The sequence below is a fragment of the Actinomadura sp. 9N215 genome (genome assembly GCF_044326345.1).
GTDB lineage: Bacteria > Actinomycetota > Actinomycetes > Streptosporangiales > Streptosporangiaceae > Spirillospora.
The window spans coordinates 327,947-351,826 of the sequence record NZ_JBIRBA010000003.1; the positions used below are offsets into that span (position 1 = coordinate 327,947).

Sequence of the window (23,880 nt, forward strand, 5' to 3'; positions counted from 1 at the left end):
CGGAAGCCTACCGTGTCAGCAGGAGGCATCATGGCGCTCACTCCCCGCGAAGTGTTCCTGAAACTCGTGTGGGGGGTCTCCGAAGGGCGTTGGGACGAGCTGCCCGAGCTGTACGCGGACCAGACCCGCGTCGAGCATCCCTTCTCACCGTCCGAGAGCGAGCCGATGCGCACCCGCGACGACCTGCGCAAACACTTCTCGGCCGGAAAGAGCCTCCCGCCCATCCGCCAGGAGCCCGCCAACATCACCGTGCACGAGACCGCCGACCCGGAAGTGATCGTCGCCGAATTCGAATACCGGGGGACGACCGAAAGCGGTGAACCGTTCCGGGTCCCCTGCATCTTCGTGCTCCGCGTCCGGGACGGAAAGATCATCGCCTCCCGGGACTACATCGACCACATTTCCTCGGCCCGCCGCCGCGGCGCACTCGACGAATTCATCGACGCCATCCGAGCGTGACCGGCCGCCGACAAAGGTCGCGACCAAGGTGCGGCCCCGACACGTGCAGCACCCGACACGTGCGGCAGCCGACCGGCCCGCCGGTAGACTCCGGGTCGCGGACGGTTCACTCGGCTTCGAGTGTCGTAAGAGGGAACCCGGTGCGAATCCGGGACTGCCCCGCAGCGGTGAGTGGGAACGACCGCCGTCAAAAGCACTGGGCCTGACGGCCTGGGAAGCGACGGTTAGTAGGACGCTTCTTCCGGGAAGCGATGCCCACGAGTCCGAAGACCTGCCTCCGCCCGCGCGCCGCCCGGCGCGCGGTGGTGCGCGGCCTCGCGGGAAGGCCGGGCGGCGCGCGTCCCTTCGTGCGCTTCTCCGCGCGATCCGTCGCGTGCCCCTCCCCGCGCGGCCGCCTGTGGCACAGCGAGGGAAGCCGCCATGAACACGACGATCCTCGGATATCCCCGAATCGGGGCCAACCGGGAACTGAAGGTCGCCACCGAGGACTACTGGGCCGGACGCGCCGACGCCGGCGCGCTCGCCAGGACGGGCGCCGAGCTGCGCGCGAACGTCTGGACGAGCCTGCGCGACGCAGGTCTGGACGCGATCCCGTCCAACACGTTCTCCTTCTACGACCAGGTGCTCGACACGAGCGTGCTGGTCGACGCCGTCCCCGACCGGTACCGCCACCTCACGGGGCTCGACCGGTACTTCGCGATGGCGCGCGGCGTGCAGGACGTCCCGCCGCTGGAGATGACGAAGTGGTTCGACACGAACTACCACTACATCGTCCCCGAGCTGGGTCCGGACACGCGGTTCCGGCTGGCGGACGGCTCCGCGGCCAAGCCGCTGGTCGAATACCGGGAGGCAAAAGCGCTCGGGATCGAGACGCGCCCGGTGCTGGTCGGCCCGCTCACCTACTTCCTGCTAGCCAAGCCCGCCCCGGACGCGCCAGACGGGTTCCGGCCGCTCGACCTCCTCGACGGCCTCATCGACGTGTACGCCGAGGTCCTGGAGCGGCTGGCCGGGTCGGGGGCCGCGTGGGTGCAGCTCGACGAGCCCGCCCTCGTCGCCGACCGCAACGAGGACGAGATCGCCGCGCTCGCCCGCGCGTACGCGCGGCTTGGCCGCCTGACGAGCAGGCCGCGGCTGATGGTCGCCACGTACTTCGGCACGATCGGCGCGGACGCGCTCCGCGCCCTGGCCGGGAGCCGCGTTGAGGCGATCGGCCTCGACTTCGTGGCGGGGCCCGACAACCTCGACGTCCTCGCGTCGATGGGTGGGCTGCCGCGCAAGACGCTCGTGGCGGGAGTGGTCGACGGACGGAACGTATGGCGCGCCGACCAGCGCCACGCCAAGACCACCTGCGCGTCACTGCTCGGGCTCGTCGACCAGGTCGTGGTGAGCACGTCCTGCTCCTTGTTGCACGTCCCCATCGATCTGGACGCCGAGGCATCGATGGATCCGGACCTCCGGGGGCGGCTCGCGTTCGCCCGGCAGAAGGTCGCGGAGGTCGTCGCGGTCGGTCGGGCGCTGACCGAGGACGTGCCCGCTCCGGCCGAGGCCCCGGCACCGCCCGCCGGTGTCGACCACGGCGTCCGTGCCCGGCTGGACTCTCTCGGTGACAGCGCGGGGCGTGGCCACCGCGCCGCCAGGTTCGCCGCGCAGCGCGACGAGCTCGGCCTGCCCGCGCTGGCGACGACGACGATCGGCTCGTTCCCGCAGACCCCCGAGATCCGCCGGGCCCGCGCCGACCACCGCGCCGGACGCGTCACCGCCGACGCCTACAAGCAAGCGATGAGGAACGAGATCGCCCGCGTCATCGCGCTCCAGGAAGACCTCGGGCTGGACGTCCTCGTCCACGGCGAACCCGAACGCAACGACATGGTGCAGTACTTCGCCGAACAGCTCGACGGGTACGCCGCGACCCAGCACGGATGGGTGCAGTCGTACGGGTCGCGGTACGTCCGGCCGCCGATCCTGCACAGCGACGTGGCGCGGCCCCGGCCGATGACGGTGGAGTGGGCGACGTACGCGCAGTCGCTGACGAGCAAGCCGGTCAAGGGCATGCTGACCGGGCCCGTCACCATGCTGGCCTGGTCGTTCGTCCGGGACGACCAGCCGCTCGGCGACACCGCCCGGCAGCTCGCGCTCGCCCTGCGGGACGAGATCGCCGACCTGGAGGCCGCCGGGATCCGCGTCATCCAGGTGGACGAGCCCGCGCTGCGCGAGCTCCTGCCGCTGCGGGCCGCCGACCGTCCGGCCTACATGGACTGGGCCGTCGGCGCGTTCCGCCTCGCGACCTCGGGCGTCGCCGACACCACGCAGATCCACACGCACATGTGCTACTCCGAGTTCGGCGAGATCATCGGCGCGATCGGGGCGCTGGACGCCGACGTCACCAGCGTCGAGGCTGCCCGCTCGCACATGGAGCTCGTCGCGGACCTGCGCGCCGCCGGGTACGAGAACGGCATCGGGCCCGGCGTGTACGACATCCATTCGCCGCGCGTCCCCGGCGCCGACGAGATCGAGGAGAACCTGCGTCGCGCGCTGCGCGCCGTCGAGCCCGGACGGCTCTGGGTCAACCCGGACTGCGGCCTCAAGACCCGCGCCTACCCGGAGACGGAGGCGTCCCTGCGGAACCTGGTCACCGCGGCCCACCGCGTCCGCGCCGACCTGGCCTGACCTGACCCCGGTCCCCGGCTGACGCGTGTGCGCCAGATGGCCTGACCGCCGCTCTCAGGCGCGGTCAGGCCATTCGGCGCCCCCTCCTAAATACGGTCGTCCAGTGCCTCGTGGAGCTGGACGACCTGCTCGCACACTTCCGTGATGTCGGAGACCGGCAGCTTCCCGGTCTCGCCGGAGCGCGCGCACCAGCGGAACATCGCCGTCTCGCACCACACCGTCAGGTCGCCGGGGGCGGAGAGCATCGTGACGCCGAGTTCCTCACTGCGCTGGAGGCGGTCGACGCCGCGCTGGACGAGCATCGCCTCAAGGTCCCTCATCGCGTCCGGCTCGCCGGCCGGACGGAAATGGCTGTGGCGCCGCACAGTGCGCGTGACGGGCAGCGCGAACCACGTGGCCTTGCCGCGGACGGCCGGAGACCTCAACCGGGACCTGGACGGATGGTGCCCCCACCGCCCGTTCGCCAGGATCTCAATGATCTCCAGCCCGCGCCCATGCTCCCGCGCGTCCGCGACGACCCCGCCGCCCGAACCGCCGGTCGCGCCACCGGCCGTCCCGCCGGTCGCGTCGCCGGGCGCGCCGTCACTCGCACCGCCGGCCGTGCTGCCGGTCGCACCGCCGGCCGCGCCGTCATTCGCGCGGACGGTCGCGCCGTCGCCTGCACTGCTGGTCGCGCCGTCGCCCGCACCGCCGGCCGTGCCGCCGGTCGGGCCGGTGCCCGCGCTGTCGGCCGCGTGGGCGGTCGTGCCGTTGGTCGTGGCGGGCTGCGGCGGGGCGGCGGGGCGGCGCCATTCGCGGAGTGTGTCGAAGGCCTTGACGACCAGTTCGTCGTGGCCCTGCTCACCGCTCCGCTGGTACACCCACAGTTCGGCGCCCGCGAGCCCGTCGCCGGACATGGCGTGCTGGAACACGTTGGTCGCCAGCTCGCTGACCATGACGGCGAGGTCGTGGACGTCCTCGACGGACAGCCCGAGCGCGGGCAGCAGGCCCCTGACCTGAGACCGCGCCACGGCGGCGATGGACTCGTCCGGCGGCAGGGGAATGACGGCGCAGCCGCCGGTCTCCAGCCTCCACGGGATCCCGCACGCCGCTGCGGCCTTCGTCATGACGCCCACTCTCCGAGTTTCGCGGAGCCATATCCACAATCCAGACATTCGCGACATGAACCTCATCGGTTCGCGACTCGCTATGTGTGAATCACAGATCCAAGCTTCGCACACCTCGGCGGCCGAAACCCCTTACACGAGAAAGGTTCTCCTTCTGCAAATGAGACGTTCACCGACACGACCGGAGACGCCCCAGTACACGTCTCCCCGCGGTGATCGAAACGTGTACCGGCGGTGCCGGGACGCGCCGACACAGGCGCTGTAGCGTTGGCGGCGCCTGAGAGAGGGCCGCACACATGAAGATCCCCCAGGGGTGCAGCCCTGGGGGATCTTGTGTGCGGCCCGGCCTTCACAGCGGCCGGGTCGCGGTTCCGCCGGGTGCGGGGATCGCTTCCCCCGCGAAGGAAATCGCCCGGTCAGCGGGCCTTACCGCGCATCGGCGCCGCGCCGCCGGGAGCCCCCCTTCACAGCCCGGTCAGCGGTCGTACCGGCCGGCCCGCACATCGTCGAGGAACGAGGCGAACACCGACCGGGGGACGACGTGCGCCCCCGCTTCCGGTGTCTTGCTGTCGCGGAGCCCGGTGGCCGTTTCGAGGTCGGCGACCTCTACACAGCCCCCGTTGCTGCTCGCGCTCGCGGTGGCCTTGAACCACCGTGCCTGAGAGAGGTTCATCTCGCTTCTACTCCAGGTGAGTCTTACTTCCAGGTCAGTCCCGTCACCCGGCAGGTCGCGCTTTTTCCGGGTGGGCTTACTCCAGCATCGCGATCAGTTTCTCCAGGTGCGCCGCGGTGTCGGCGGTGCTCAACGCCGCGGCGCGGATCTGCTCGAAGATCTGGTCATAGGCCTCCACTTTTCCGGGGGTGTCGATCTCCTGAATGTCGGCGTCGTTCTCCAGGAAGACCACGGGCGGCTCGCCGTCGGGGAACCGGAAGATGTTGACCAGCGTCGACATGCCGGGGTGCAGGCCGTCCGACAGGCGCAGCAGCCGCAGCTCGACGTTCGGGCGGGCGGACGCGGTCAGCAGGTGCCGGAGCTGGGCGCGGCGGTCGCCCGCTTCACCCCACTCGTACATCAGGGACGCCTCCGTGATCAGGGCGATGAGCTGCGGCGCGTTGCCATCGTCACGGTCCAGGACCTGCTGGCGCCGCAGCCGCGCCCGCAGCGCCCGCTCGCGCCACTCCGGCGACTTCGTCCCCGACGCGAGCAGGGCCTGCATGTACGGCAGCGTCTGGAGCAGGCCGGGCAGCACCAGCGGCATGATGACCCGGATGCTGGACGCGTCGCCCTCGTACCCGGGGAACTCGTTGTCGAACACGTCCGAGTACTCGCGCCACCAGGCCCGCTGCCGCGCCCGGGCCGCGAGGTCCTCCAGCTCGTCGAGGTCGCTGCCGTCGTAGATCCGCGCCAGGTCGCGGATGTCGCTGAGCTCGGGCCGCACCCAGCTGTTGGCCTCGAACCGGCCGACCTTGCCGCGGCCCCAGTTCAGCCTGTCGCACACCTGGTTGGCCGTGTATCCCGCCTCGACGCGCAGCTCCCGCAGGCGGCGTGCCAGCCCCCGCTTGGCGATGGTGGCCCCGTAAGCCTCGCTCAGCGGAACCACCTCCCTTGACAGACGAACGCCATCAGCATACGCCTTCCGAATTTGTGAATCACAGATACGGCCGGGTGAGGAGACCGGTCAGGAGGCGGCGTCGTCGAACTCGCCCTTCTTCACCCCGTCCAGGAAGCACGCCCACTCGTTCTCGTCGAACACCGAGATCAGGCCGCCGCCGGCGGTGCGGAGCAGCGTCCACTCGCCGACGAAGGCCACCTCGATACCGCCCTCGTCGTTCCCCGAGCGCTTCCAGTCCAGGGCGTCCGGATCGACGCCCAGCTCTTCGACGGTCGGCTTTGTCATTGTGTCTTCCTAGCCACTGCGCAGTAACTCCATCGTGAGCCATCACTGTCGGCGGCGTCCACGTCGTCGGCGGCCCACTCGCCGGCGTACGCCAGCGTCGCCGGCGCGCCGTCGTACGGCGGGACGATCTCCAGGCCGTCGAAGTAGCGCTCGATCTCCGCGCGCGTCCGAGTGTGGACCCCGGCCGAGGACCTGGAGTAGACCTCCTTGATCCCCTGGACCGAACGCTCGGTGTGCCGGTCGTGCGTCGCGGCGGACAGCGCCAGATAGCTGTCCGGCACGAGCCTGTCCATGTACCGCCGGATGAGGCCCCACGGGTCGTCGTCGTCCGCGACGAAATGCGTCAGCGCCACCAGCAGCAGCGCGACCGGCTCGTCGAAGTCGATCGTCGCGAGCGTCTCGGGGTGCCCGAGGATCCCGTCCGGGTCGCGGAAGTCGCCCGTGATGAACGCCGTCCCGGACGATCCGGCCAGCAGCTTCTCCGCGTGCACGCGCACGATCGGATCGTTGTCGATGTACAGGACGCGCGCGTCGGGCGCGACCGCCTGCGCCGCGTCGTGGGTGTTGTTCCGCGACGGCAGGCCCGCGCCGATGTCGATGAACTGCCGGACGCCCTTTCCGGCCAGCCAGCTGACGGCGCGCTGGAGGAAGCCGCGGTTCGCCCAGGCGGCGTCCTCCGCCTCGGGCACGCTCTCGCGGACCTTCTCCGCGGCCAGGCGGTCGACCTCGAAGTTCTCCGTGCCGCCGAGGAAGTAGTCGTACATCCGGGCCGGGCTCGGGACGCTGGCGTCCACCCCGGGGGGAACCTGCTCGATGTCGCTCACCGTTTGGCCTCCGTCGCCGCGACTTGTGATGCACGAATTATGAAACATGTTCCCCACGCCCGGCGATCGTCACGGCTCCCGCGTCCCGGCGGCAGCCCCACGTACAGGGGCGGCAGCAGCGCGGTCTTCCGCGCGTTCGCCGAGGCCACGGGCGAAATCTGGGGCGACGGCATGCGCTGGCGGAACAAGATCGGGTTCACCATCAGCGGGAACATGGCCGGGGACATGCTTCACACGCTGGTGAACGTCGCGCTCTTCGCGGCCCGGCACGGGATGATCTGGGTCGGCCTGGCCGAGTGCGGCGGCTGGAACACCTCCGCCGGGAGTTCCGAGGACCTCAACCGGCTCGGCGGCTGGCTCGGCGGCTGGCTCGGCGGGCTGGCTGGGCGCCATGGCGCAGGCCAACGACGATCAGGGGCCGGACGTGATCTCCGGCGAGAGCGACCTCCGGACGGCCGAGGCCCTGGGGAAGCGGGTCGCCGAGGTCACGCACGTCCACGCTCGGGACGTGCCGCGGGCCCTTTCGTGGCCACCGGGGTGTGAACGCGTCCGCTGACCGTGGAGCCCCCGGGCCAGTTACCTGGAACGGCCCGGGGGCGGGGCGGTGGTGGTCAGGGCTTGCGGCCTACGGCGCAGTAGAAGTCCATGTCGCGGTCGGCGTAGAGGGTGCCGGGGTCGGGGCGCCATTTGGGCAGCGGGACCAGGCCCGGCTCAAGCAGTTCAAGGTGCTCGAAGAACAGCTTCAGGCCCGCGGCGCTGCGCATCACGATCGGGGTGGCGCCGCTGTCGTTCCATTTGCGGGCGACCTCGTCCATCGCCTCGGTGTTGGTCTCGTTGCTGGGGCAGGCGATCGCCAGGTAGGAACCGGACGGGAAAGGCTCCAGTACCTGGCTCACGATCGTGTACGCCTCGTCGGTGACGCTGAATTCGAGAATGCCCAGCAGCGTGACCAGTACGGGTTTGGAGAAGTCCAGAGTGCGGGCAGCGCCGTCCAGAATCGCCTCGGGGTCGTGGAGGTTGGCGTCGATGAAGTCGGTGGCGCCCTCGGACGAACTGTTCAGCAGCGCCCGCGCGTGCGCCAGCACGACCGGGTCGTTGTCGACGTACACGACCCGGCTCTCGGGGGCCAGCCGCTGCGCGACCTGGTGGGTGTTGTCCCTGGTGGGGATGCCGGTGCCGATGTCGAGGAACTGCCGCACGCCCGCCTCGGCGATGACGTGGCGGACGACGCGGCCGAGGAACTCGCGGTCGGCGCGCGCCCAGAGGACCACCTCGGGGATCGTCTCCTCCAACTGGTCGCCCACTTCCACGTCGGCGGGATAATGGTCCTTTCCGCCTAGCCAGTAATCCCACACCCGTGCCGGGTGGGCCACGCTGGTGTCTATCTCGATCTCCGGCTCCTGGCCGGGGGCATACGCGTCGCCGGTCACGACTTCGCCTCCCAAAGGGCTTCGGCGGTTCGGGGGCCACGTTTCCATGGCATGACGATGCAGGCCCATTCATTCTGGCCGTCGCGTCGGAAATCTGCAATCAGATCGGCCGTGATGAAAATGGATGACATCGGCCGTTTCTGGACGGCTCGGTGCGCCCGTCCAGAGGTCGGTGCTGCCCGTCCAGAGGTCAGTGCTGCCCGTCCAGGAGGTCGGTCAGCAGGTCGCGGGTGGCGGCCGGCGGGGACGCGTTGACCGACAGACGGTCCAGGTGCCGCTTGTAGACCAGCAGGTCGGCGTCCTTGTCCAGGTAGAGCGCGCTGGTCAGCTGCTCCATGTAGACCACGTCCGGCAGGCTCGGCTCGGCGAACCGCAGCAGCGAGAACGGCCCGGCCATCGCCGCCATCGCGCTGCGCGCCGGCGGCACGATCTGGAGCGTGATCTCCTTCGAGCGGATCGCGTCGAGCAGGGCGAGGAGCTGGGCGCGCATGACGTCCCGGTCGGCGATGGGACGGCGCAGGACCGCCTCGTCCACCAGCGCCCACAGCTGCGGCGGCGCGGCGCGGCGCAGGATCTGCTGGCGCCGCATCAGCACCTTGACCCTGCGGTCGATCTCCGTCGCGGACGCCATCGGGTGGCCGAGCCCGATGGCGGCGCGGGCGTACTCCTCGGTCTGGAGCAGTTCGGGGACGAACCGCGTCTCGTGGACGCGCAGCCCCGACGCCGCCTCCTCCAGCCCGATGTAGACCTCGAACCAGGGCGGCAGGATGTCGCTGTAACGCTGCCACCAGCCTGGACGGTTCGCCCGCTCGGCCAGTTCGAGCAGCGTCTCGCGCTCCTCCTCCGCGATCACGCCGTACAGGGTGAGCAGGTCGGCGACGTCGCGCTTCTTGAACCCGACCCGGCCGAGCTCCAGCCGGCTGATCTTGGAGGCGGAGGCGCGGATGGCCTCGCCGGCGTCCTTGGGCGAGATGCCCATGGCCTCGCGCAGCCGCCGCAGCTGCCCGCCGAGCAGCATGCGCAGCACGGTGGGGCCGCTGTCGCCGTGATCGTGCACGCGCCGGCTCGGCTCCGGCACGCCCTCCGGTCGAAGTGCGTTCACTTCCACTTCCACGCACCACCCAACGGAACAGGTCAATCGCGGACTGTGATGTCCCAGACTAATACTGCCGCGCCGCGGTTACGGGCGTCTTCGTCTTCGGTGACGGCCCCGAAGCTCGGCATGTCGCCGAGGGGGCCGAGGTGGCCGGTTTCTGGGAATGCGGAGGCCGGGCCGCACGGGGGCCACGGCCCGGCCTGATGCTTCTCATCATCCGCTCCTCGGGGCGTCCTGACCAGATGGCCAGGCCATACTTTCTTGGAAAGGTTGCGGTCGTGACTGTCAGGAACGACATGACTTCACTCCGTGGCCAAAGATCGGGCCGGTTCCTTTTCCGGTTCGGTGGAGTTTCACTCGCCGGTCTGGCCGTCTACCGACTCGCGGAGCAGGTCGGCGTGGCCGTTGTGGCGCGCGTACTCCTCGATCAGATGGACCAGGATCCAGCGGAGGCTGGGCGTATTGCCGTCGGGCCAGCTGCGGACGGCCGGCCTTTCCAGGCCGCCGTCGGCGAGCGCCTCGGCGACGAGGGAACGGGATCGGGAAACGCTCTCGCTCCAAAGTGCGCGGAGCCGTTCCGGGGATTCTTCGCCGGCCGTGTGCCAGATCCAGTCGGGGTCGGCGTCCCAGTCGGCCGCCGTCCAGACCGTTTGCAGGTCGCGGCCGTGCAGCCACCGGGCGCACCACCAGTCCTCGATGAAGGCCAGATGCTTGAGGAGCCCGCCCAGCGTCATCGACGAAACGGCGACGGTCGCTCGCAGGCCGTCGGCTTCCAGGCCGGAGCATTTCCACTCTAAGGTCGCGCGCTGGTAATCCAGGAAACCTAGGAGCGTGCTGGCTTCGTCTCCCGCGAAGGGGGGTTCGGGCCGTCCTTGCTCGTCCACGTTCGCCATGGCCGGTCAGCCTAGTGCGAAGGCGGTCGGCTGTCGCCGGTGCCGATCGAATGGCGGCGGGAGATCGTCCGGTCGAGGAGGGCGGCGGGCACGATCGCCGCTGCCAGGACGGCGCCGATCCAGGTGACGGACGTGATTCCGGCGCCGGCGCTGAAAGCCGTCCCGGCCAGCACCGGGACAAGGCTGATACCGAGCTGGAACGCGGACACGGTCGTCGCACCGGCGAGCGTCGGCGCCATTGACGCGATGGTGAAGACCCGCGCGTAAATGGCCGGGTTGAGTACGAATCCCGCGATCCCGAGAAGCAGGACGAGAGGAACCACGGCCAGCGTGTGCCCGGCGAGCAGCGCAAGAAGGATGGAAGTCGCCAGAATCCCGATTGCTCCAGTGAGGAGGGCGTGAAAGGGCCGTCTGTCGGCGACCCTGCCGCCGATGGACAGGCCGATGAAGGCGCCCACACCGAACAGCGCGAGGATCGCGGGAACCCAGACGCCGGGAACTCCGGTGACATCGGTCAGGAATGGCGCCAGATAATTGAACGAGACCATGTAGGCGGCGGTGCTCAGGATGACGACGCCGTAGACGGCCCAGAGCTGCGGCCGCCGCATGGTGCGAAGCTCGCGGCGCACGCTGGGCTCCTCGCCCGCGCTCGTCGCGGGCATCGCGAGCAGGCTCAGGATCGCGCCGGCCGCGGTCAGGACGACCACGCCCCAGAACCCGCCCCGCCATCCGGTGAAGTGGCTGAGCAGCGCCCCCGCCGGGCCGCCCGCGACCATCGCCAGGCTCAGACCGCTGACGACGACCCCCGAGGCGCGCGCTGTCCGGTCGGACGGGACGAGCCCGATCGCCGTGACCGCGGCGACCGCCCAGTACCCCGCGTAGGCGAGACCGCAGACGAAACGGCTGGCCAGCAGCACCGCGTACGCGTCGGTCAGCAGGCCTGCCGCCACCGCGGCGGCGAAGACGGCCTGCGTGGTCACGAGCGTGGTGCGGCGCGGCCAGCGCAGCGTCAGGACGGCGAACGGCGGCCCGCCGATGACCACGCCGATGGCGAACGCGGAGATCAGCGCACCGGCGGAGGACAGGCTGATCTGGAGATCGTCGGCGACCGCGGGCAGCACCCCGGCGAGCAGGAACTCCGCGCTGCCCATCGCGAAGAGGCTGAACGCCAGCAGGTAGACGCCGAGCGGGAGCCGCCGCCCGCGCGAATCCGGCTTGCGCCGACGGGCTGTTTCCACGCTCATCGCTGTGCCGTTTCCACGCTTGTCGCCGTGCCGTTTATGCAGCTCATCGTCCGTCACGCCCGCTCCGCGGTGGTGGTGCGGTGGTGTTCGACGGCTTGGGTGACGTCCTCGTCCAGCAGGTCCGTGTTCAGGGCGAAGGCGGCGGCCGAGCCCATGCCCGCGGCGGCGATGACCTGCGCGCGAGGGTCGATGACGTTGCCCGCGGCCCAGACGCCGTCGACGCTCGTCCGGCCGGTGCGGTCGGTGGCGATCCAGCCGTCGTCGTCCTTGGCGCAGCCGAGGCCGGTCAGCAGTTCGTCCTGCGGGACCATGCGGGGGAAGAGGAAGGCGGCGTCGCGGGGGATCGTGCGGCCGTCGGCGAGCTCGACGCCGCGCAGCCGGTCGTCGGCGACGGCCAGCTGTTTGATCTCGCCTTCGATGGTGCGGAGGCCGCGGGCGTCCAGCTTTTCGCGGTCCTGCGCCGTCAGGTCGAGGGTGTGCGGGAAGAAGGCGACGTCGTCGCTCCAGTCGCGCAGGAGCAGGGCCTGGTGGACGGCGCCCGGATGGGTCCCGAGGACGGCGAGCGGCCGGTCGCGGACCTCGTAGGCGTGGCAGTACGGGCAGTGCAGCAGGTCCTTGCCCCACCGTTCGCGCACGCCCGGGATGTCGGGGAGTTCGTCGCGCAGCCCCGTCGCGACCAGGATGCGGCGGGCCCTGAGCACCGGCCCGCCGACCATGCGGACGAAGTAGCCGTGGTCGATCCGCTCCACCCGGCCCCGGACGAGCCCGACTCCGTACCGGGCGATCTCGGCGCGGCCGAGATCGAGCAGCGTCGCGGGGGACGCACCGTCGCGGGACAGGTAGCCGTGCATGTGCGCGGCGGGCGCGTTGCGGGGCTCGCCCGCGTCTATCACCGCGACCTTGCGGCGGGCGCGTCCGAGGAACAGGGCGGCGTTCAGGCCGGCCGCTCCGGCTCCGATCACTACTACGTCGTGGACCTCGGCGGCTGTGACGGGCCCGCTGTCGTCCTCGTTGTTCATCGCCTTCGTCATGGCGATCACCTCCGCGACCGAGGGTGCGCTTGCCGTCCGGCCGCCGACAACTTTCGTTGCCATTTCTGGGACGCGGTGGGTGAAATGGAGGCATGGACGAACACTCCCCGATCGCCGACACGCTGGCCCAGGTCGGCGCCCGCCTCAAACGCATCCGCACGCAGCGCGGCGTGAGCCTGTCGGCGCTGGCCGAGGCCACCGGCATCTCCAAGAGCACGCTGTCCAGGCTGGAGACGGGGCAGCGGCGGCCGAGCCTGGAACTGCTGCTGCCCATCTCGCAGGCGCACCGGGTGCCGCTGGACGAGCTCGTCGGCGCGCCGGAGGTCGGCGACCCGCGGGTCCGCATCAAGCCGCGGGTCCGCAACGGGCGCACGGTGGTGCCGCTGACCGTCCAGCCGGGGCCGCTGCAGGCCTGGAAGTCGATCATCCCGGCGGAGCAGAACAGGCCCGCGCCGGTCACGCACGAGGGCTACGAGTGGCTGTACGTCCTGTCCGGGCGGCTGCGGCTCATCGTGGCCGACCGGGACCTGATCATGGGGCCGGGCGAGGCGGCGGAGTTCGACACCCGGCTGCCGCACTGGTTCGGGCCCGCGGGCGACTCCCCCGTGGAGGTCCTCAACCTGTTCGGACGGCAGGGGGAGCGCATGCACGTCCGCGCCAAGCCGCGCGCCCGGGAGGAGCGGGCCTCCTGACCCGGGCGGGCGGGCCCGGTCGTCGGGCGTGAGGGTCGTCTCATTTTTTGAACGTGTTCAGCCGTGGTGGCTAGGCTCGTCCCCAGACGCCGAGGGGCAGCCGATGAAGATAGTGATCCCCGGGGGATCCGGGCAGGTGGGGACGGTCCTCGACCGCGCCCTGACCGCCGCGCACCATGACGTCGTGGTCCTGACCAGGAGGCCGCAACGGGACCGCGACCTCTTCTGGGACGGCGAGACGCCCGGCCCCTGGGTCGACGCGATCGACGGCAGCGACATCGTGATCAACCTGGCCGGACGCAGCGTCAGCTGCCGCTACACCCCCGCCAACCTGCGGGCCATGATGGATTCGCGGGTGCGCTCCACCGAGGTCGTCGGCGCGGCGATCGCGGCCGCCGTGGAGCCGCCCAGGGTGTGGATGCAGATGAGCACCGCCACCGTCTACGCCCACCGCTTCGACGCCCCCAACGACGAGGCGACCGGTGTGATCGGCGGCGCCGAGCCCGGCGTCCCCAGCTACTGGGCCTACAGCGTCGAGATCGCCAGGGCGTGGGAACGGGCCCAGGAGCGGGCGGCGACGCCGTCCACCCGGAAGGTCGCGCTGCGGTCCGCCATGGTGATGAGCCCCGACCGCGGCGGCGTCTTCGACGTCCTGCTGCGGCTGGCACGGCTCGGGCTCGGCGGACCGGTCGCGGGCGGCGCGCAGTACGTGTCGTGGATCCACGACCGCGACTTCGTCCGCGCGGTCGAGTTCTTGGCCGCGCGGGACGACCTCGCCGGGCCGGTGAACCTCGCCGCTCCCGTCCCGCTCCCGCAGCGCGCGTTCATGCGTGCGCTGCGCGCCGCGTGGGGCGTTCCGGTGGGCCTGCCCGCGACGACGTGGATGGCGGAGATCGGGGCGCTCGCGATCCGTTCGGACACCGAGCTCCTGCTGAAGAGCCGCCGCGTCGTCCCCGGACGGCTGGCCGACGCGGGCTTCGCGTTCGACCACGCGCGGTGGCCGGACGCCGCCGATGACCTTGTGCGACGCGTCCGCGGAAGGATGCGGCGGGGTCGGTCGGGCGGGGGGCGAGCGGGACGGCGGCGCGGATCACCGGTGATTTAGTGTGGGCCGGGTGACGTTCGAGGAGCGATTGGAAGAGCACCGGGTCGAGCTGACGGGCTACTGCTACCGGATGCTCGCCGGCGCCGCCGAGGCCGAGGACGCCGTCCAGGAGACGCTGGTGCGCGCCTGGAAGAACGCCGACCGGTTCGACGAGAGCATGGCCCGCCTGCGCACCTGGCTGTACCGGATCGCCACCAACGTCTGCCTCGACATGACCCGCAGCGTCCAACGGCGCGCGCTCGCGATGGACCTCCGCCCGTCCTCGCCGCTCGGCGGCTCCCTCGGCGCGCCGCTGAGCCCCGCCGCCTTCGTGCAGCCCGTCCCCGACCGGCTCGTGCTGCCCGCCGGCGGCGACCCGGCCGAGGCGGCGGTCGGACGCGAGACGATCCGGCTGGCGTTCGTCGCCGCGCTGCAGGCCCTGCCGCCGCGCCAGCGGGCAGTCCTGATCCTGCGCGAGGTGCTGTGCTGGTCGGCGGACGAGGTGGCCGGGCTGCTCGGCAGCACCCCGGCCGCGGTCAACAGCGCCCTGCAGCGGGCGCGGGCCACCCTGTCCGCGCGCCGTCCCGCGGACGCGAACGCGAATGCGCACGCGACCGGGAGCGGTGAGGTCGACGAGGATCTGCTCGAACGGTACGTCGCGGCGTTCACCGGCTACGACGTCGACGGCCTGGTCGCGCTGCTCCACCAGGACGCCACCATGTCGATGCCGCCGTTCGCCTGGTGGCTCGACGGCCGGGACGCGATCCGCGCCGCGCTGCTCGGCGCGGGCGGCGCGTGCTCCGACGACCGGCTGCTCCGCACCGCGGCCAACGGGTCGCCCGCGTTCGGGCAGTACCGCGACGGCACGGCGTTCGGCCTGGTCATCCTGGACTTCCGGGACGGGCTGATCGCGGCCATGACGACCTACCTCGACCCGTCGCTGTTCGCGGTGTTCGGACTGCCGATGAATCCGGAACCGCCGTCCCGTAGGTAGTGCATGACCGACATCGTTCACATGTGGCATGACGAGCGCGGCGCGGGCGACCCGGTGGTGCTCCTGCACGGCGGGTTCACCGACGGCCGCTGCTTCACCGGCAACCTCGACGGGCTCGACGGCACGTTCAAGATCTATCTGCCCGACCGGCGCGGCCACGGCCGCACGCCCGACGCGCCAGGACCGATCACCATCGACCTCATGGCGCGGGACACGATCGCGTTCCTGGAGCGGGTGGTCGGAGGCCGGGCCCGGCTGGTGGGCTACAGCGCCGGCGGGTCGGTGGCGCTCCGGGTGGCGATGCGCCGTCCCGACCTGGTCGAACGCCTCGTGCTTGTGAGCACGGCCTATGACCTCGACGGGTTGATCTTCAAGCCGTCGGCGGGCGGGACGATGCCCGCGCAGATCGTCGACGCCTACGCCGAGGTGTCCCCCGACGGCCGCGACCACTTCCCGGTCGTCCTCGAAAAGATCGTTGACGCCGTCGCGACCGAGCCGAGCCCGGATCCGGCCGACCTGCGCGCGGTGACCGCCCGGACCCTCGTCCTGGCCGGCGACGACGACCTGGTCACGCTCGACCACACGGTGGCGCTCTACCGGGCGCTGCCGAACGGCCGAACGCCGAGCTGGCCGTGCTGCCGAACGCCAGCCACCTGCTGATCATGGAGCACGCCGAGACGGTCCGCGCGATGGTCCAGACCTTCCTGACCACGGACGCCGCGCCGACGTTCATGCCCATCGCACGCGGCGCCAGGCAAACGGGCGAGGAGACGGAGGAGACGAGCGGGGAGACGGAGGAGACGAGCGAGGCGGGAGGCGGTGCGTCCGGGTGAGGTGGGCCAGGCCCGGACTGGGTCAGACGGTCTCTGGGGGTGGCCAGGTCAGGGGGAGGGTGTCCAGGCCGAGGACGAGGCTGGTGTGCTCCATCGGCCGGGCGCCGCCGGGGACCCGGTAGTCGGGGATGCGGCGGTGCCACTCCTCCAGGGCGATGCGCAGCTCAAGGCGCGCCAGGTGGGCGCCGAGGCAGCGGTGCGGGCCCGCGCCGAAGGCGATGTGCCGGTTGGGCGTACGGCCGAGATCGACGGTCTGCGGGTCGGGGAACACGCGGGGGTCGCGGTTGGCCATCGTCAGCGGCAGCAAGACCATGTCGCCCGCGCGCATCGGACAGCCGTGGGCGTCGGAGTCGGCGGTGAGCCTGCGGGCGGGCAGAACCAGCGAGTAGGCGCGCAGCAGTTCCTCGACGGCGTCGGGGATCACTCCGGGCTCGGCGACGATGCGGGCCCGGTCTGCGTCGTGCCCGGCCAGATGCCAGAACGAGTACGACAGCTGCGCGGTGACGGTGTCCAGACCGGCCAGGAACATCACGACGCAGAGTTGCAGCAGTTCGTCGTCGGTGACCGGCCTGCCGTCCGGCTCGAACCCGATCGCGGCACTGACCAAGTCGGTGGGTGGGGCGGGTGGGGAGGCGCGGTGGTCGGCGATCAGGTCCTGGAAACAGGACGTGACCTTGGACATCGCCTCGGCGCGTCCCTTGCCCGACGGAGGCGGGTGCAGGATCGCGTGTTCCCATTCCAGGAACTCGTCCAGCCGGTCGACCGGCAGGCCCATGAATTCCAGGAAGACCGTGGTCGGGAAGCGGCGGGCGAAGTCGGCGACGAAATCGCAGGACCCATTGCCGGCCAGGCCGTCGATCAGTTCCACGCACCGGCGGCGAATGGCGTCCCGCATCGCGGCGGCGCGGGCGGGCGTGAAAAGCGGGCGCAGGAGCCGCCGCCACGTGGTGTGCTCGGGCGGATCCAGCATGACCGGGATCCACCGGTAGGAGGGATCGGGGTCGGCGACGGAGACCGCGCGGCTGGAATGGGACTCGGCGTCCTGGTAGGCGGCGACGATGTCGTCGTACCTGGTCAGCACCCAGAAGCCATTCCTCGCCTCGCTGCGGAAGGCCGGATGGCGCTCGCGGAGCCCGTCCAGCATCGGGTGGGACGTGCCCGCGGGACGCGGCTCGTCGAAGGGGTCGAAATCGATTCGGGGATGGCTCATCGGCGATCTCCAGTGCGATCCTGTTTCGCTTCAGTGCGTTCCTGTTTCGCTTACTGGAATACCCGAGGGGCCGGATGTCCAACGCCGTCGCTTCGGTCGGGTTCGGCTGGATCAGGTGGTCAGGGAGAGGTTCCAGAAATCGGCGTAGCGTCCGTTTTCGTGGAGCAGTTCGTCGTGGCCGCCTTTCTCGATGATTCGGCCGCCGTCCAGGAAGACGATCTGGTCGGCGCGTTGGACGGTCCGCATCCGGTGCGCCACCATGACCACCGTCCGGCCCGCCATCAGCCGGTCGATGCCCTCGTGGACGGCCGCCTCGTTCATCGGGTCGAGGGCCGAGGTGACCTCGTCCAGCAGGACGATGGGCGCGTCCTTCAGCAGCGCCCGCGCGATGGAGACGCGCTGGCGCTCGCCGCCCGACAGGAGCGCGCCGCCCTCGCCGACGTTCGCCGCCCAGCCGCCGGGCAGCCGCTCGATCACCTCGTCCAGGCGCGCCGTCGTCGCCGCCGCCCGCACCTCCGCGCCGGTGGCGTCCGGACGGCCGAGGCGCACGTTCTCCTCGATGGTGCCGTCGAAGAGGTAGACGTCCTGGAAGACGATGGCGATCTGCTCCATCAGCACGTCGGTGGTGATGGAGCGCACGTCCACGCCTCCGACGCGCACCGCGCCCGCGTCGACGTCGTAGAACCGGGCCAGCAACTGGAGGAGTGTGCTCTTGCCCGCGCCTGATGGCCCGACGACGGCCAGCCGCTGTCCCTGCGGGACCTTTATCGACACGTCGCCGAGCACGGTGCGGTCGCCGTGGCGGAAGGTGACGGAGTCGAATTCCAGGTCGTGGCGTTCCGGCCGGATCGGTTCGCGGGGTTCGGGCAGCGGCTCGGTGCTCAGCACCGCGTCGAGCCGGGCCAGTTCGGAACGTGCGCCGCGAAGCTTGCCGCCGATGTCCGACAGGGACAGCAGCGGGTCGGCGCAGCGCGCGGCGAGCACCAGGATCGTCAGGACCTCCGCCGCGCCGATGTCCCCGCCGAGCGCGAGGTACGCGCCGAGGGTCAGCAGGACGGTGAACACCGCCTGCACCGTCAGCGTCAGGCCCACCGCGCCGGGCAGCGCCGACAGCACGGTCCGGCGGGACGCGCGCTGGAGTTCGCGGAGCGAGTCGTCGAGCAGCCGGAAGCGTTCGACGGTGCGTCCCCCGGCGCGCAGCACCGGCTGGGCCTGGAGATATTCGATGACGCGTCCGGTGGCCTCGTGGTCGCGTCCGGCGCGGTCGGCGTCGGCGGCGGCCATGGAGCGTCCCGTCCAGATCTGGATGGCCGCGACGGCCGGGACGGCGACCAGCGCGGCGAGGCCCAGCTGCCAGTTGAAGGCGAGCATCACGACGACGATCGTCAGGGGCGTCACGCAGGCGGAGATGTACGGCGCGAGCAGGTGCGCGATCACGCCCATCGCGTCCAGCACGCCGCGGCTCGCCAGGACGGACACCTGCCCTACGCGGCCCGCGCCGTACCAGCCGAGCGGCAGCCGGGCCAGATGGTCGCCGAGCCGGTGGTACATGCCGCGCAGCAGGGTCGTCCCGACGCGGAATCCGGACAGGTCGCTGGCGTAGCGCAGCACCGCGTACGCCGCGACCGCCGCGCCGAACGCGATCAGCCACGGCCAGGCGTCCTCGGGCGTGCTCCCGAACAGCGCCCGCAGCACCGGGACCAGCAGCGCGTAGGACAGGCCCTCGACCACGGCGGTCGTCGTCATCAAGGCCACGGTTCGGCGCACGGGACGGGCGTACTGGTGGCCCAGGACGCGCAGCAGCATCGGGATCACCGGGGCTCCTCTCCTTGCGGGACGCCGTCCTGGGCCTGTTTCGTGAAGGCCGATCGGTGGGTTCGCCAGAAGGCGGCGAACTTTCCGTCCTGGGCCAGTAGGTCGGCTGGTCTGCCGCGCTCGACGATCGCTCCGTCGTCCAGCATCACGACGGTGTCGGCGTCGGCGATCGTCTCCAGACGGTGGGCGATGACCAGGACCGTCCGGTCGCCGTCCAGCGCAGCCAGCGCCCGGCGCACGGCCTGCTCGGTCCGCGGGTCGGCGAAGGCGGTCGCCTCGTCGAGGACCAGGACGGGCGCGTCCGCGAGCAGCGCGCGGGCGATCGAGATCCGCTGCGCCTCGCCGCCCGACAGCCCGGCCTCGTCGCCGAGCACCGTGTCGTAGCCGCGCGGCAGCTCCAGGATCCGGTCATGGACGTTCGCCAGCCGCGCGGCGCGGACGACGTCGTCGAGGCCGGCGTGCGGAACCGCCAGCGCGATGTTGTCCGCGACCGACGCGCGCAGCAGGCGGACGTCCTGGAAGACGAAGGAGACCGTCCGGTAGAGCTCCCGGCTCGCGATCTCGCGCAGGTCCGCGCCGCCGAGGACGACGGCACCGTGGGCCGGGTCGAAGAAGCGCGGCAGCAGCTGGACCAGCGTGGACTTCCCGCTCCCCGACGGCCCGACGATCGCGGTGACCGTCCCGGGTTCGAGCACCAGGTCGATCCCGCGCAGTACCTCCTGGCCGGGCTCGTAGCCGAAGCGGACGTCACGCAACTCCACCCGGTGCCCCTGGGGCGCGACGGGGTGCGCGGGCTCGGGGAGCGACCGCACCGCGAGGACGTCCCGGATCCGCCCGACCGCGCGGCGGGCGGCCTGCAGGTCGTCGAAGCCGTGGCCGAGGGCGGCCACGGGGGCGGTCAGGCCCAGGCCGAGCAACAGGAACGGCAGCAGGTCGGCCGGGGCCAGGCCGCCGTTCGTGATCAGGGCCGTGCCGCCGATCAGCACGACGAGCAGCACGAACGGCGGCGACAGCGCCAGCTGCATCCCCGCGGCGATCGGGGACAGGCCGCGCACCCACCGGTAGAACGTGGCGACGAAATCGTCCACGGCGGAGCGGAAGCGGCGGTGGGCGCGGCCCGACCCGCCGAACGCCTTGACCACCGCGATGCCCTGGACGAACTCGACCGCCGAACTCGAAATCCGGCCCATGGACTCGTCGAACTCCTTCTGCTCGCGCAGCCGGGCCGGGGTCATCATCAGCGGGACCAGCGCCACCGCCAGCACGACCGGCGCCAGCGTGATCAGCGTGAGCCGCCAGTCGACGGTGAACAGGTAGACCAGCGACGCCAGCGGCACCACGAACGCGGCGACGAGCTCGCCCGGGGCGTGGGCGATGAACGGATGGACGGCGGCCACGTCCTCGCCCACGACCTTGGCCAGCTCACCCGTCCGGCGCCGGGAGAACCAGCCGATCGGCACGCGTCCCAGCCGGGCGGCGAGGTGGCGGCGGAACGACAGCTGCACGCGGCCGTCCAGGACGTGCCCGATGCCGGACGACGCGGCCGTGAACAGCAGCCGGACGAACAGCCCGGCCGCGCCCACTATCACGACCGTCCAGACGTGGCCGTGGTCGACGGGCCCGGGCGACAGCAGCGCGCGGCCCAGCTCGACGACCGCCAGCAGCGGCGCCAGACCCGCGACCGCGCCGATGACCTGCAAGATCACGACGGCCGCGAAGCTCCACCCGTAGGGACGCAACAGCCGTGCCACGGACGGCTCGTCCACTTCGGCAAGGTCTGCGGGGGCGGTGAGGTCGGCGGTCGTCATGGCGCGCTCCTTTCGCGGTCGCGGAGTTCGGCGGTCACGTCCGGCGCCACCGCTTCCGATCGCGCCGCCGGATCAGGTCGCGTCGCCGGATCAGGTCGCGTCGCCGGATCGGGCGGTCCGGTGCGGCGCAGGACGGTCAGCGCGATCAGGGCGGCTGCCACGAGGAGCACCGCGCCGAGGGTCAGGCCGAACGCGTATCCGTCGCTGAGGGCCTCGGGGGTCGCGGTCCGTCCGGTGCGGTGCTGGGCCGCGGTGCCGAGGGCGGCCAGGCCCAGCGCGGCGCCGAGCTGGCGCGAGCTGTTGAGCAGGCCCGACGCGGTGCCGACCTCATGCGACGCGACCCCGGTGGTGGCGACGGACACGAGCGGCCCGAGGCAGAGCCCGAAGCCGACGCTGACCAGGACCGAGGGGCCGAGGACGGCGGTCAGGAACGTCCCGTCCGGGCCGATGAGCCCGAACCAGGCGAAACCGGCCGCGGTCACCAGCGCGCCGCCCACCAGCAGGGTCCGCGGCGCGAACCGGTAGCCGAGCTTGACGGCGAGCACCGACCCGGCGATCACGCCGACGGCGAGCGGCAGGAACTGGACGCCGCTCAGGGCCGGGCCGTTCCCGAGAACCCGCTGCAGGTAGAGCGAGAGGAAGTAGAACGCCGAGGCCATCGCCGCGCCGACCAGCAGGTTGAAGGCGTTCGCGCCGAGCACGGAGCGGTTCGCGAACAGGCCGAGCCTGACCAGCGGGTCGCGGGCGGTGGTCCGTTCGACGGCGACGAAGGCGGCCAGGAGCGCGACCGCGACCGCCAAGGTCGTCACGATGACCGCGGACGTCCACCCGTACTGGTCGGTCCGGACGACGCCGAACACCAGCAGCCCCATCCCGCCCGTGGCGAGGACACCGCCAAGGACGTCCGGACGCCCGGCAGGATGACGCCCGGGCCGGTCGTCCGCGTTGCCGGTGCGGTCGTCCGCGTGGCCGGTGCGGTCGTCCGCGTAGCCGGTGCGCTTTCCCGCCCGGTCGGACGCGACGCCTCGCCAGGCCATGACCAGCGCGAACAGCGCCATCGGGACGTTCACGAACATCACCCAGCGCCAGCCCGCGTACTCGGTGAGCAGGCCACCGGCCAGCACCCCGAGAGCGGCGCCCGCGGCGTTCATCGCGCTCCAGATCCCGAAGGCCCGGACGCGCGCCCGGCCGGACGGGAACGTCGCGGCCAGCAGCGCCAGCGCGGCCGGGGCGAGCGCGGCGGCGCCGATCCCCTGGGCCGCGCGGGCCGCGACCAGCTGGCCGGGCTCGGCGGCGAACCCGCCGAGCAGGGACGCGAGGCCGAACAGGGCGAGCCCGAACAGAAGGGTCCGCCTGCGGCCGTAGCGGTCGGCGGCCTTGCCGCCCAGCAGGAGCAGCCCGCCGAAGGTGAGCGCGTAGGCGTGGATCACCCAGGTCAGGCCCACCGCGCCGAAGCCGAGGGCGGCGCCGATGCGCGGCAGCCCGACGTTCACCACCGACAGGTCGAGCGACACGAGGAACTGCACCACGGCCACCGTCGCGAGGACGAGTCCCGGCCGGGCGGCCTCCCGATCGTACTTTCGGAACATGTTCCTAAAGTACATGACCGAGCCCGGTGACCGAAGGGGGCGGCGGGGCAGCATGATGGGACGGTGCCAGGACGACGAGAACGCGAACGGCCGCCCACCGCATCGCCCACACCCGGCCGCGCGGGGCGGACGGCCCGCGCCGCCGGTGCGCCGACGGGCCGCACCGGCCGCCCGCCCGCGACCTCCCGAGCCCAGATCCTGGCCGCCGCCCGCCGGCTCATCGACCGGGACGGCTGGGAGAGCCTGACCATCCGCCGGCTGGCCGCCGAGCTGGGCGTCGGGGCCACGACCCTCTACCACCACGTGCGGGACAAGGACGACCTGATCGTCCAGCTGGTCAACGAGCACGTCGACCAGGTCGCCCGTCCCGAGCTGCCCGCCGACCCGCGGGACCGGATCATCGTCGCGTGGATCACGGTCCACGACGCCCTCGCGGGCTGGCCGTGGGGCGCGGAGGTCCTCACGGCGGACGGCTTCCTCGCGCGGCTCGGCGACTCCGCCCTGTGGTTCGTCGAGACCATCGTGGCCGGGGCCGTCGACCACGGCTGCACGCGCCTCCAGGCCGTCGACCTCTTCCGCAGCGTCTGGTACTACACCGTCGGAGAGATCCTCGTCCGCGCCCACACCGACCGCCGCCGGGCCGGCGTCGCCGCCGAAGACGAGTTCAGCCTCCGCGACCTCGACCCCGCCCGCTACCCGCAGCTCGCCGCCATCGGTGACCAGTGGCCGGGACGCGCCTCCCTCGACATCTATCCCCGGGTGCTCCGGATCTTCGTCGACGGCCTGCTCACCCAGGCGACCCGTCCGGTCAGCGCCGAGCCGGCTCCCACCACGCCAGGTTCGCGGCCGCCTGAGCCACCGGCTCGATGACCTCCCACGCCTCGGCGATCAGCCCGCCGTCGAACCGCCAAATGTCTACGACCGCGACCTCCGGTCCGGAGTCGGGCAGGCTACGCCGGGAGTACATCACCACGTGATCGCCGTCGGCGAGCACGTGCAGCACCTCGACCCGCATGTCGGCGATCTTCTCCCACGAGGCGCGCACGGCCGCGAGCCATTCCGCCTTGGTGCGCGACGTCGCGTCCGGCCGGTGATGGACGAAGCCGTCGCTCAGCAGGCGTCCGAGCGCGTCGACGTCGCCCGTCTCGATCAGTTCCGCAAGGGCCTTCTGGACGATGTTCTTGTTCTCAGTGGTCATGGCCGCAGT

The 23,880-nt window shown here is 71.7% G+C and carries 24 protein-coding genes and 1 riboswitch; of the genes, 9 read left to right on the forward strand and 15 right to left on the reverse strand.

From position 1 onward, the window contains the following. Positions 1-30: 30 nt before the first annotated feature. Together ACH34T_RS06950 and metE are read left to right on the forward strand one after the other, a co-directional pair. On the forward strand, positions 31-459 hold the full coding sequence (locus ACH34T_RS06950; RefSeq protein WP_395991138.1) for a nuclear transport factor 2 family protein: 429 nt from the start codon (positions 31-33) through the stop codon (positions 457-459). 85 nt (positions 460-544) lie between these two features. After that, a riboswitch (cobalamin riboswitch) is annotated at positions 545-753 on the forward strand. 126 nt (positions 754-879) lie between these two features. Then, complete coding sequence (metE, locus tag ACH34T_RS06955; protein ID WP_395991139.1) at positions 880-3,126, forward strand: 5-methyltetrahydropteroyltriglutamate--homocysteine S-methyltransferase; 2,247 nt, start codon at positions 880-882, stop codon at positions 3,124-3,126. 86 nt (positions 3,127-3,212) lie between these two features. Here metE and ACH34T_RS06960 read toward each other — a convergent pair whose 3' ends face one another. The 5 genes from ACH34T_RS06960 to ACH34T_RS06980 form a co-directional block, all read right to left on the reverse strand. Further along, positions 3,213-4,232, reverse strand: a complete 1,020-nt coding sequence (locus ACH34T_RS06960; RefSeq protein ID WP_395991140.1) for an ATP-binding protein — start codon at positions 4,230-4,232, stop codon at positions 3,213-3,215. 475 nt (positions 4,233-4,707) lie between these two features. Then, positions 4,708-4,905 carry a DUF397 domain-containing protein gene (locus ACH34T_RS06965; RefSeq protein ID WP_131963459.1) on the reverse strand — a complete coding sequence of 66 codons (198 nt, stop codon included), beginning with the start codon at positions 4,903-4,905 and terminating at the stop codon, positions 4,708-4,710. A 76-nt stretch (positions 4,906-4,981) separates the two neighbouring features. Continuing rightward, the gene (locus ACH34T_RS06970) at positions 4,982-5,833 is read right to left on the reverse strand and encodes a helix-turn-helix domain-containing protein (protein WP_395991141.1); all 852 of its coding nucleotides are present in this window, start codon (positions 5,831-5,833) and stop codon (positions 4,982-4,984) included. Positions 5,834-5,911: 78 nt separating this feature from the next. Continuing rightward, positions 5,912-6,130 carry a hypothetical protein gene (locus ACH34T_RS06975; RefSeq protein WP_395991142.1) on the reverse strand — a complete coding sequence of 73 codons (219 nt, stop codon included), beginning with the start codon at positions 6,128-6,130 and terminating at the stop codon, positions 5,912-5,914. Continuing rightward, on the reverse strand, positions 6,127-6,954 hold the full coding sequence (locus ACH34T_RS06980) for an SAM-dependent methyltransferase (RefSeq protein ID WP_395991143.1): 828 nt from the start codon (positions 6,952-6,954) through the stop codon (positions 6,127-6,129). Before ACH34T_RS06980 ends, ACH34T_RS06975 begins: the two co-directional genes overlap by 4 nt. A 391-nt stretch (positions 6,955-7,345) precedes the next feature. Here ACH34T_RS06980 and ACH34T_RS06985 point away from each other — a divergent pair, with 391 nt between their 5' ends. Then, positions 7,346-7,510, forward strand: coding sequence for a hypothetical protein (locus tag ACH34T_RS06985; protein WP_395991144.1), 165 nt, complete (start codon positions 7,346-7,348; stop codon positions 7,508-7,510). Between the two features lie 55 nt (positions 7,511-7,565). Here ACH34T_RS06985 and ACH34T_RS06990 read toward each other — a convergent pair whose 3' ends face one another. The 5 genes from ACH34T_RS06990 to ACH34T_RS07010 form a co-directional block, all read right to left on the reverse strand. Continuing rightward, on the reverse strand, positions 7,566-8,384 hold the full coding sequence (locus ACH34T_RS06990) for an SAM-dependent methyltransferase (RefSeq protein ID WP_395991145.1): 819 nt from the start codon (positions 8,382-8,384) through the stop codon (positions 7,566-7,568). Between the two features lie 190 nt (positions 8,385-8,574). After that, positions 8,575-9,486 (reverse strand): helix-turn-helix domain-containing protein, encoded by a 912-nt coding sequence (locus tag ACH34T_RS06995; protein ID WP_395991146.1) that lies wholly within the window; start codon positions 9,484-9,486, stop codon positions 8,575-8,577. Positions 9,487-9,833: 347 nt separating this feature from the next. After that, positions 9,834-10,373 carry a DinB family protein gene (locus tag ACH34T_RS07000; RefSeq protein WP_395991147.1) on the reverse strand — a complete coding sequence of 180 codons (540 nt, stop codon included), beginning with the start codon at positions 10,371-10,373 and terminating at the stop codon, positions 9,834-9,836. 11 nt (positions 10,374-10,384) lie between these two features. Further along, a complete protein-coding gene (locus ACH34T_RS07005; RefSeq protein ID WP_395991148.1) occupies positions 10,385-11,674 on the reverse strand; it encodes a Cmx/CmrA family chloramphenicol efflux MFS transporter in 1,290 nt (429 codons plus the stop codon). Beyond that, complete coding sequence (locus tag ACH34T_RS07010; RefSeq protein ID WP_395991149.1) at positions 11,671-12,648, reverse strand: NAD(P)/FAD-dependent oxidoreductase; 978 nt, start codon at positions 12,646-12,648, stop codon at positions 11,671-11,673. The genes ACH34T_RS07005 and ACH34T_RS07010 overlap by 4 nt, the downstream gene beginning before the upstream one ends. Positions 12,649-12,740: 92 nt before the next feature. Between ACH34T_RS07010 and ACH34T_RS07015 the strand changes: the two genes are divergently transcribed. The 5 genes from ACH34T_RS07015 (at position 12,741) to ACH34T_RS07035 (ending at position 16,251) form a co-directional block, all read left to right on the forward strand. Further along, the gene (locus ACH34T_RS07015; protein ID WP_395991150.1) at positions 12,741-13,340 is read left to right on the forward strand and encodes a helix-turn-helix domain-containing protein; all 600 of its coding nucleotides are present in this window, start codon (positions 12,741-12,743) and stop codon (positions 13,338-13,340) included. A gap of 103 nt (positions 13,341-13,443) precedes the next feature. Beyond that, positions 13,444-14,445, forward strand: a complete 1,002-nt coding sequence (locus ACH34T_RS07020; protein WP_395991151.1) for a DUF1731 domain-containing protein — start codon at positions 13,444-13,446, stop codon at positions 14,443-14,445. A 10-nt stretch (positions 14,446-14,455) separates the two neighbouring features. Beyond that, complete coding sequence (locus tag ACH34T_RS07025; RefSeq protein WP_395991152.1) at positions 14,456-15,418, forward strand: sigma-70 family RNA polymerase sigma factor; 963 nt, start codon at positions 14,456-14,458, stop codon at positions 15,416-15,418. Positions 15,419-15,421: 3 nt separating this feature from the next. Next, on the forward strand, positions 15,422-16,078 hold the full coding sequence (locus ACH34T_RS07030) for an alpha/beta fold hydrolase (RefSeq protein WP_395991153.1): 657 nt from the start codon (positions 15,422-15,424) through the stop codon (positions 16,076-16,078). Further along, positions 16,051-16,251 carry a hypothetical protein gene (locus tag ACH34T_RS07035; protein WP_395991154.1) on the forward strand — a complete coding sequence of 67 codons (201 nt, stop codon included), beginning with the start codon at positions 16,051-16,053 and terminating at the stop codon, positions 16,249-16,251. Before ACH34T_RS07030 ends, ACH34T_RS07035 begins: the two co-directional genes overlap by 28 nt. 22 nt (positions 16,252-16,273) lie before the next feature. Here ACH34T_RS07035 and ACH34T_RS07040 read toward each other — a convergent pair whose 3' ends face one another. The 4 genes from ACH34T_RS07040 to ACH34T_RS07055 form a co-directional block, all read right to left on the reverse strand. Further along, positions 16,274-17,461 (reverse strand): cytochrome P450, encoded by a 1,188-nt coding sequence (locus ACH34T_RS07040; protein WP_395991155.1) that lies wholly within the window; start codon positions 17,459-17,461, stop codon positions 16,274-16,276. A gap of 111 nt (positions 17,462-17,572) precedes the next feature. Next, a complete protein-coding gene (locus ACH34T_RS07045) occupies positions 17,573-19,267 on the reverse strand; it encodes an ABC transporter ATP-binding protein (protein WP_395991387.1) in 1,695 nt (564 codons plus the stop codon). A 5-nt stretch (positions 19,268-19,272) separates the two neighbouring features. Beyond that, the gene (locus tag ACH34T_RS07050) at positions 19,273-21,084 is read right to left on the reverse strand and encodes an ABC transporter ATP-binding protein (RefSeq protein ID WP_395991156.1); all 1,812 of its coding nucleotides are present in this window, start codon (positions 21,082-21,084) and stop codon (positions 19,273-19,275) included. Next, positions 21,081-22,673 carry an MFS transporter gene (locus ACH34T_RS07055; RefSeq protein WP_395991157.1) on the reverse strand — a complete coding sequence of 531 codons (1,593 nt, stop codon included), beginning with the start codon at positions 22,671-22,673 and terminating at the stop codon, positions 21,081-21,083. Before ACH34T_RS07055 ends, ACH34T_RS07050 begins: the two co-directional genes overlap by 4 nt. A gap of 63 nt (positions 22,674-22,736) precedes the next feature. Here ACH34T_RS07055 and ACH34T_RS07060 point away from each other — a divergent pair, with 63 nt between their 5' ends. After that, on the forward strand, positions 22,737-23,543 hold the full coding sequence (locus ACH34T_RS07060; protein WP_395991158.1) for a TetR/AcrR family transcriptional regulator: 807 nt from the start codon (positions 22,737-22,739) through the stop codon (positions 23,541-23,543). On the opposite strand, the gene ACH34T_RS07065 is transcribed toward ACH34T_RS07060, so the two are convergent. Further along, complete coding sequence (locus tag ACH34T_RS07065; RefSeq protein ID WP_395991159.1) at positions 23,482-23,871, reverse strand: nuclear transport factor 2 family protein; 390 nt, start codon at positions 23,869-23,871, stop codon at positions 23,482-23,484. The genes ACH34T_RS07060 and ACH34T_RS07065 overlap by 62 nt on opposite strands. Positions 23,872-23,880: the final 9 nt, after the last annotated feature.

Bases quoted from the DNA above. Each gene is read 5' to 3' on its own strand.
- ACH34T_RS07065 (WP_395991159.1), bottom strand. From the start codon at position 23,871: ATGACCACTGAGAACAAGAACATCGTCCAGAAGGCCCTTGCGGAACTG.
- ACH34T_RS07000 (WP_395991147.1), bottom strand. From the start codon at position 10,373: ATGGCGAACGTGGACGAGCAAGGACGGCCCGAACCCCCCTTCGCGGGA.
- ACH34T_RS06975 (WP_395991142.1), bottom strand. From the start codon at position 6,130: ATGACAAAGCCGACCGTCGAAGAGCTGGGCGTCGATCCGGACGCCCTG.
- ACH34T_RS07030 (WP_395991153.1), top strand. From the start codon at position 15,422: ATGACCGACATCGTTCACATGTGGCATGACGAGCGCGGCGCGGGCGAC.
- ACH34T_RS06950 (WP_395991138.1), top strand. From the start codon at position 31: ATGGCGCTCACTCCCCGCGAAGTGTTCCTGAAACTCGTGTGGGGGGTC.
- ACH34T_RS06985 (WP_395991144.1), top strand. From the start codon at position 7,346: ATGGCGCAGGCCAACGACGATCAGGGGCCGGACGTGATCTCCGGCGAG.
- ACH34T_RS06960 (WP_395991140.1), bottom strand. From the start codon at position 4,232: ATGACGAAGGCCGCAGCGGCGTGCGGGATCCCGTGGAGGCTGGAGACC.
- ACH34T_RS07040 (WP_395991155.1), bottom strand. From the start codon at position 17,461: ATGAGCCATCCCCGAATCGATTTCGACCCCTTCGACGAGCCGCGTCCC.
- metE (WP_395991139.1), top strand. From the start codon at position 880: ATGAACACGACGATCCTCGGATATCCCCGAATCGGGGCCAACCGGGAA.
- ACH34T_RS07020 (WP_395991151.1), top strand. From the start codon at position 13,444: ATGAAGATAGTGATCCCCGGGGGATCCGGGCAGGTGGGGACGGTCCTC.
- ACH34T_RS07055 (WP_395991157.1), bottom strand. From the start codon at position 22,673: ATGTTCCGAAAGTACGATCGGGAGGCCGCCCGGCCGGGACTCGTCCTC.
- ACH34T_RS06965 (WP_131963459.1), bottom strand. From the start codon at position 4,905: ATGAACCTCTCTCAGGCACGGTGGTTCAAGGCCACCGCGAGCGCGAGC.
- ACH34T_RS07010 (WP_395991149.1), bottom strand. From the start codon at position 12,648: ATGACGAAGGCGATGAACAACGAGGACGACAGCGGGCCCGTCACAGCC.
- ACH34T_RS07050 (WP_395991156.1), bottom strand. From the start codon at position 21,084: ATGACGACCGCCGACCTCACCGCCCCCGCAGACCTTGCCGAAGTGGAC.
- ACH34T_RS07045 (WP_395991387.1), bottom strand. From the start codon at position 19,267: ATGCTGCTGCGCGTCCTGGGCCACCAGTACGCCCGTCCCGTGCGCCGA.
- ACH34T_RS07015 (WP_395991150.1), top strand. From the start codon at position 12,741: ATGGACGAACACTCCCCGATCGCCGACACGCTGGCCCAGGTCGGCGCC.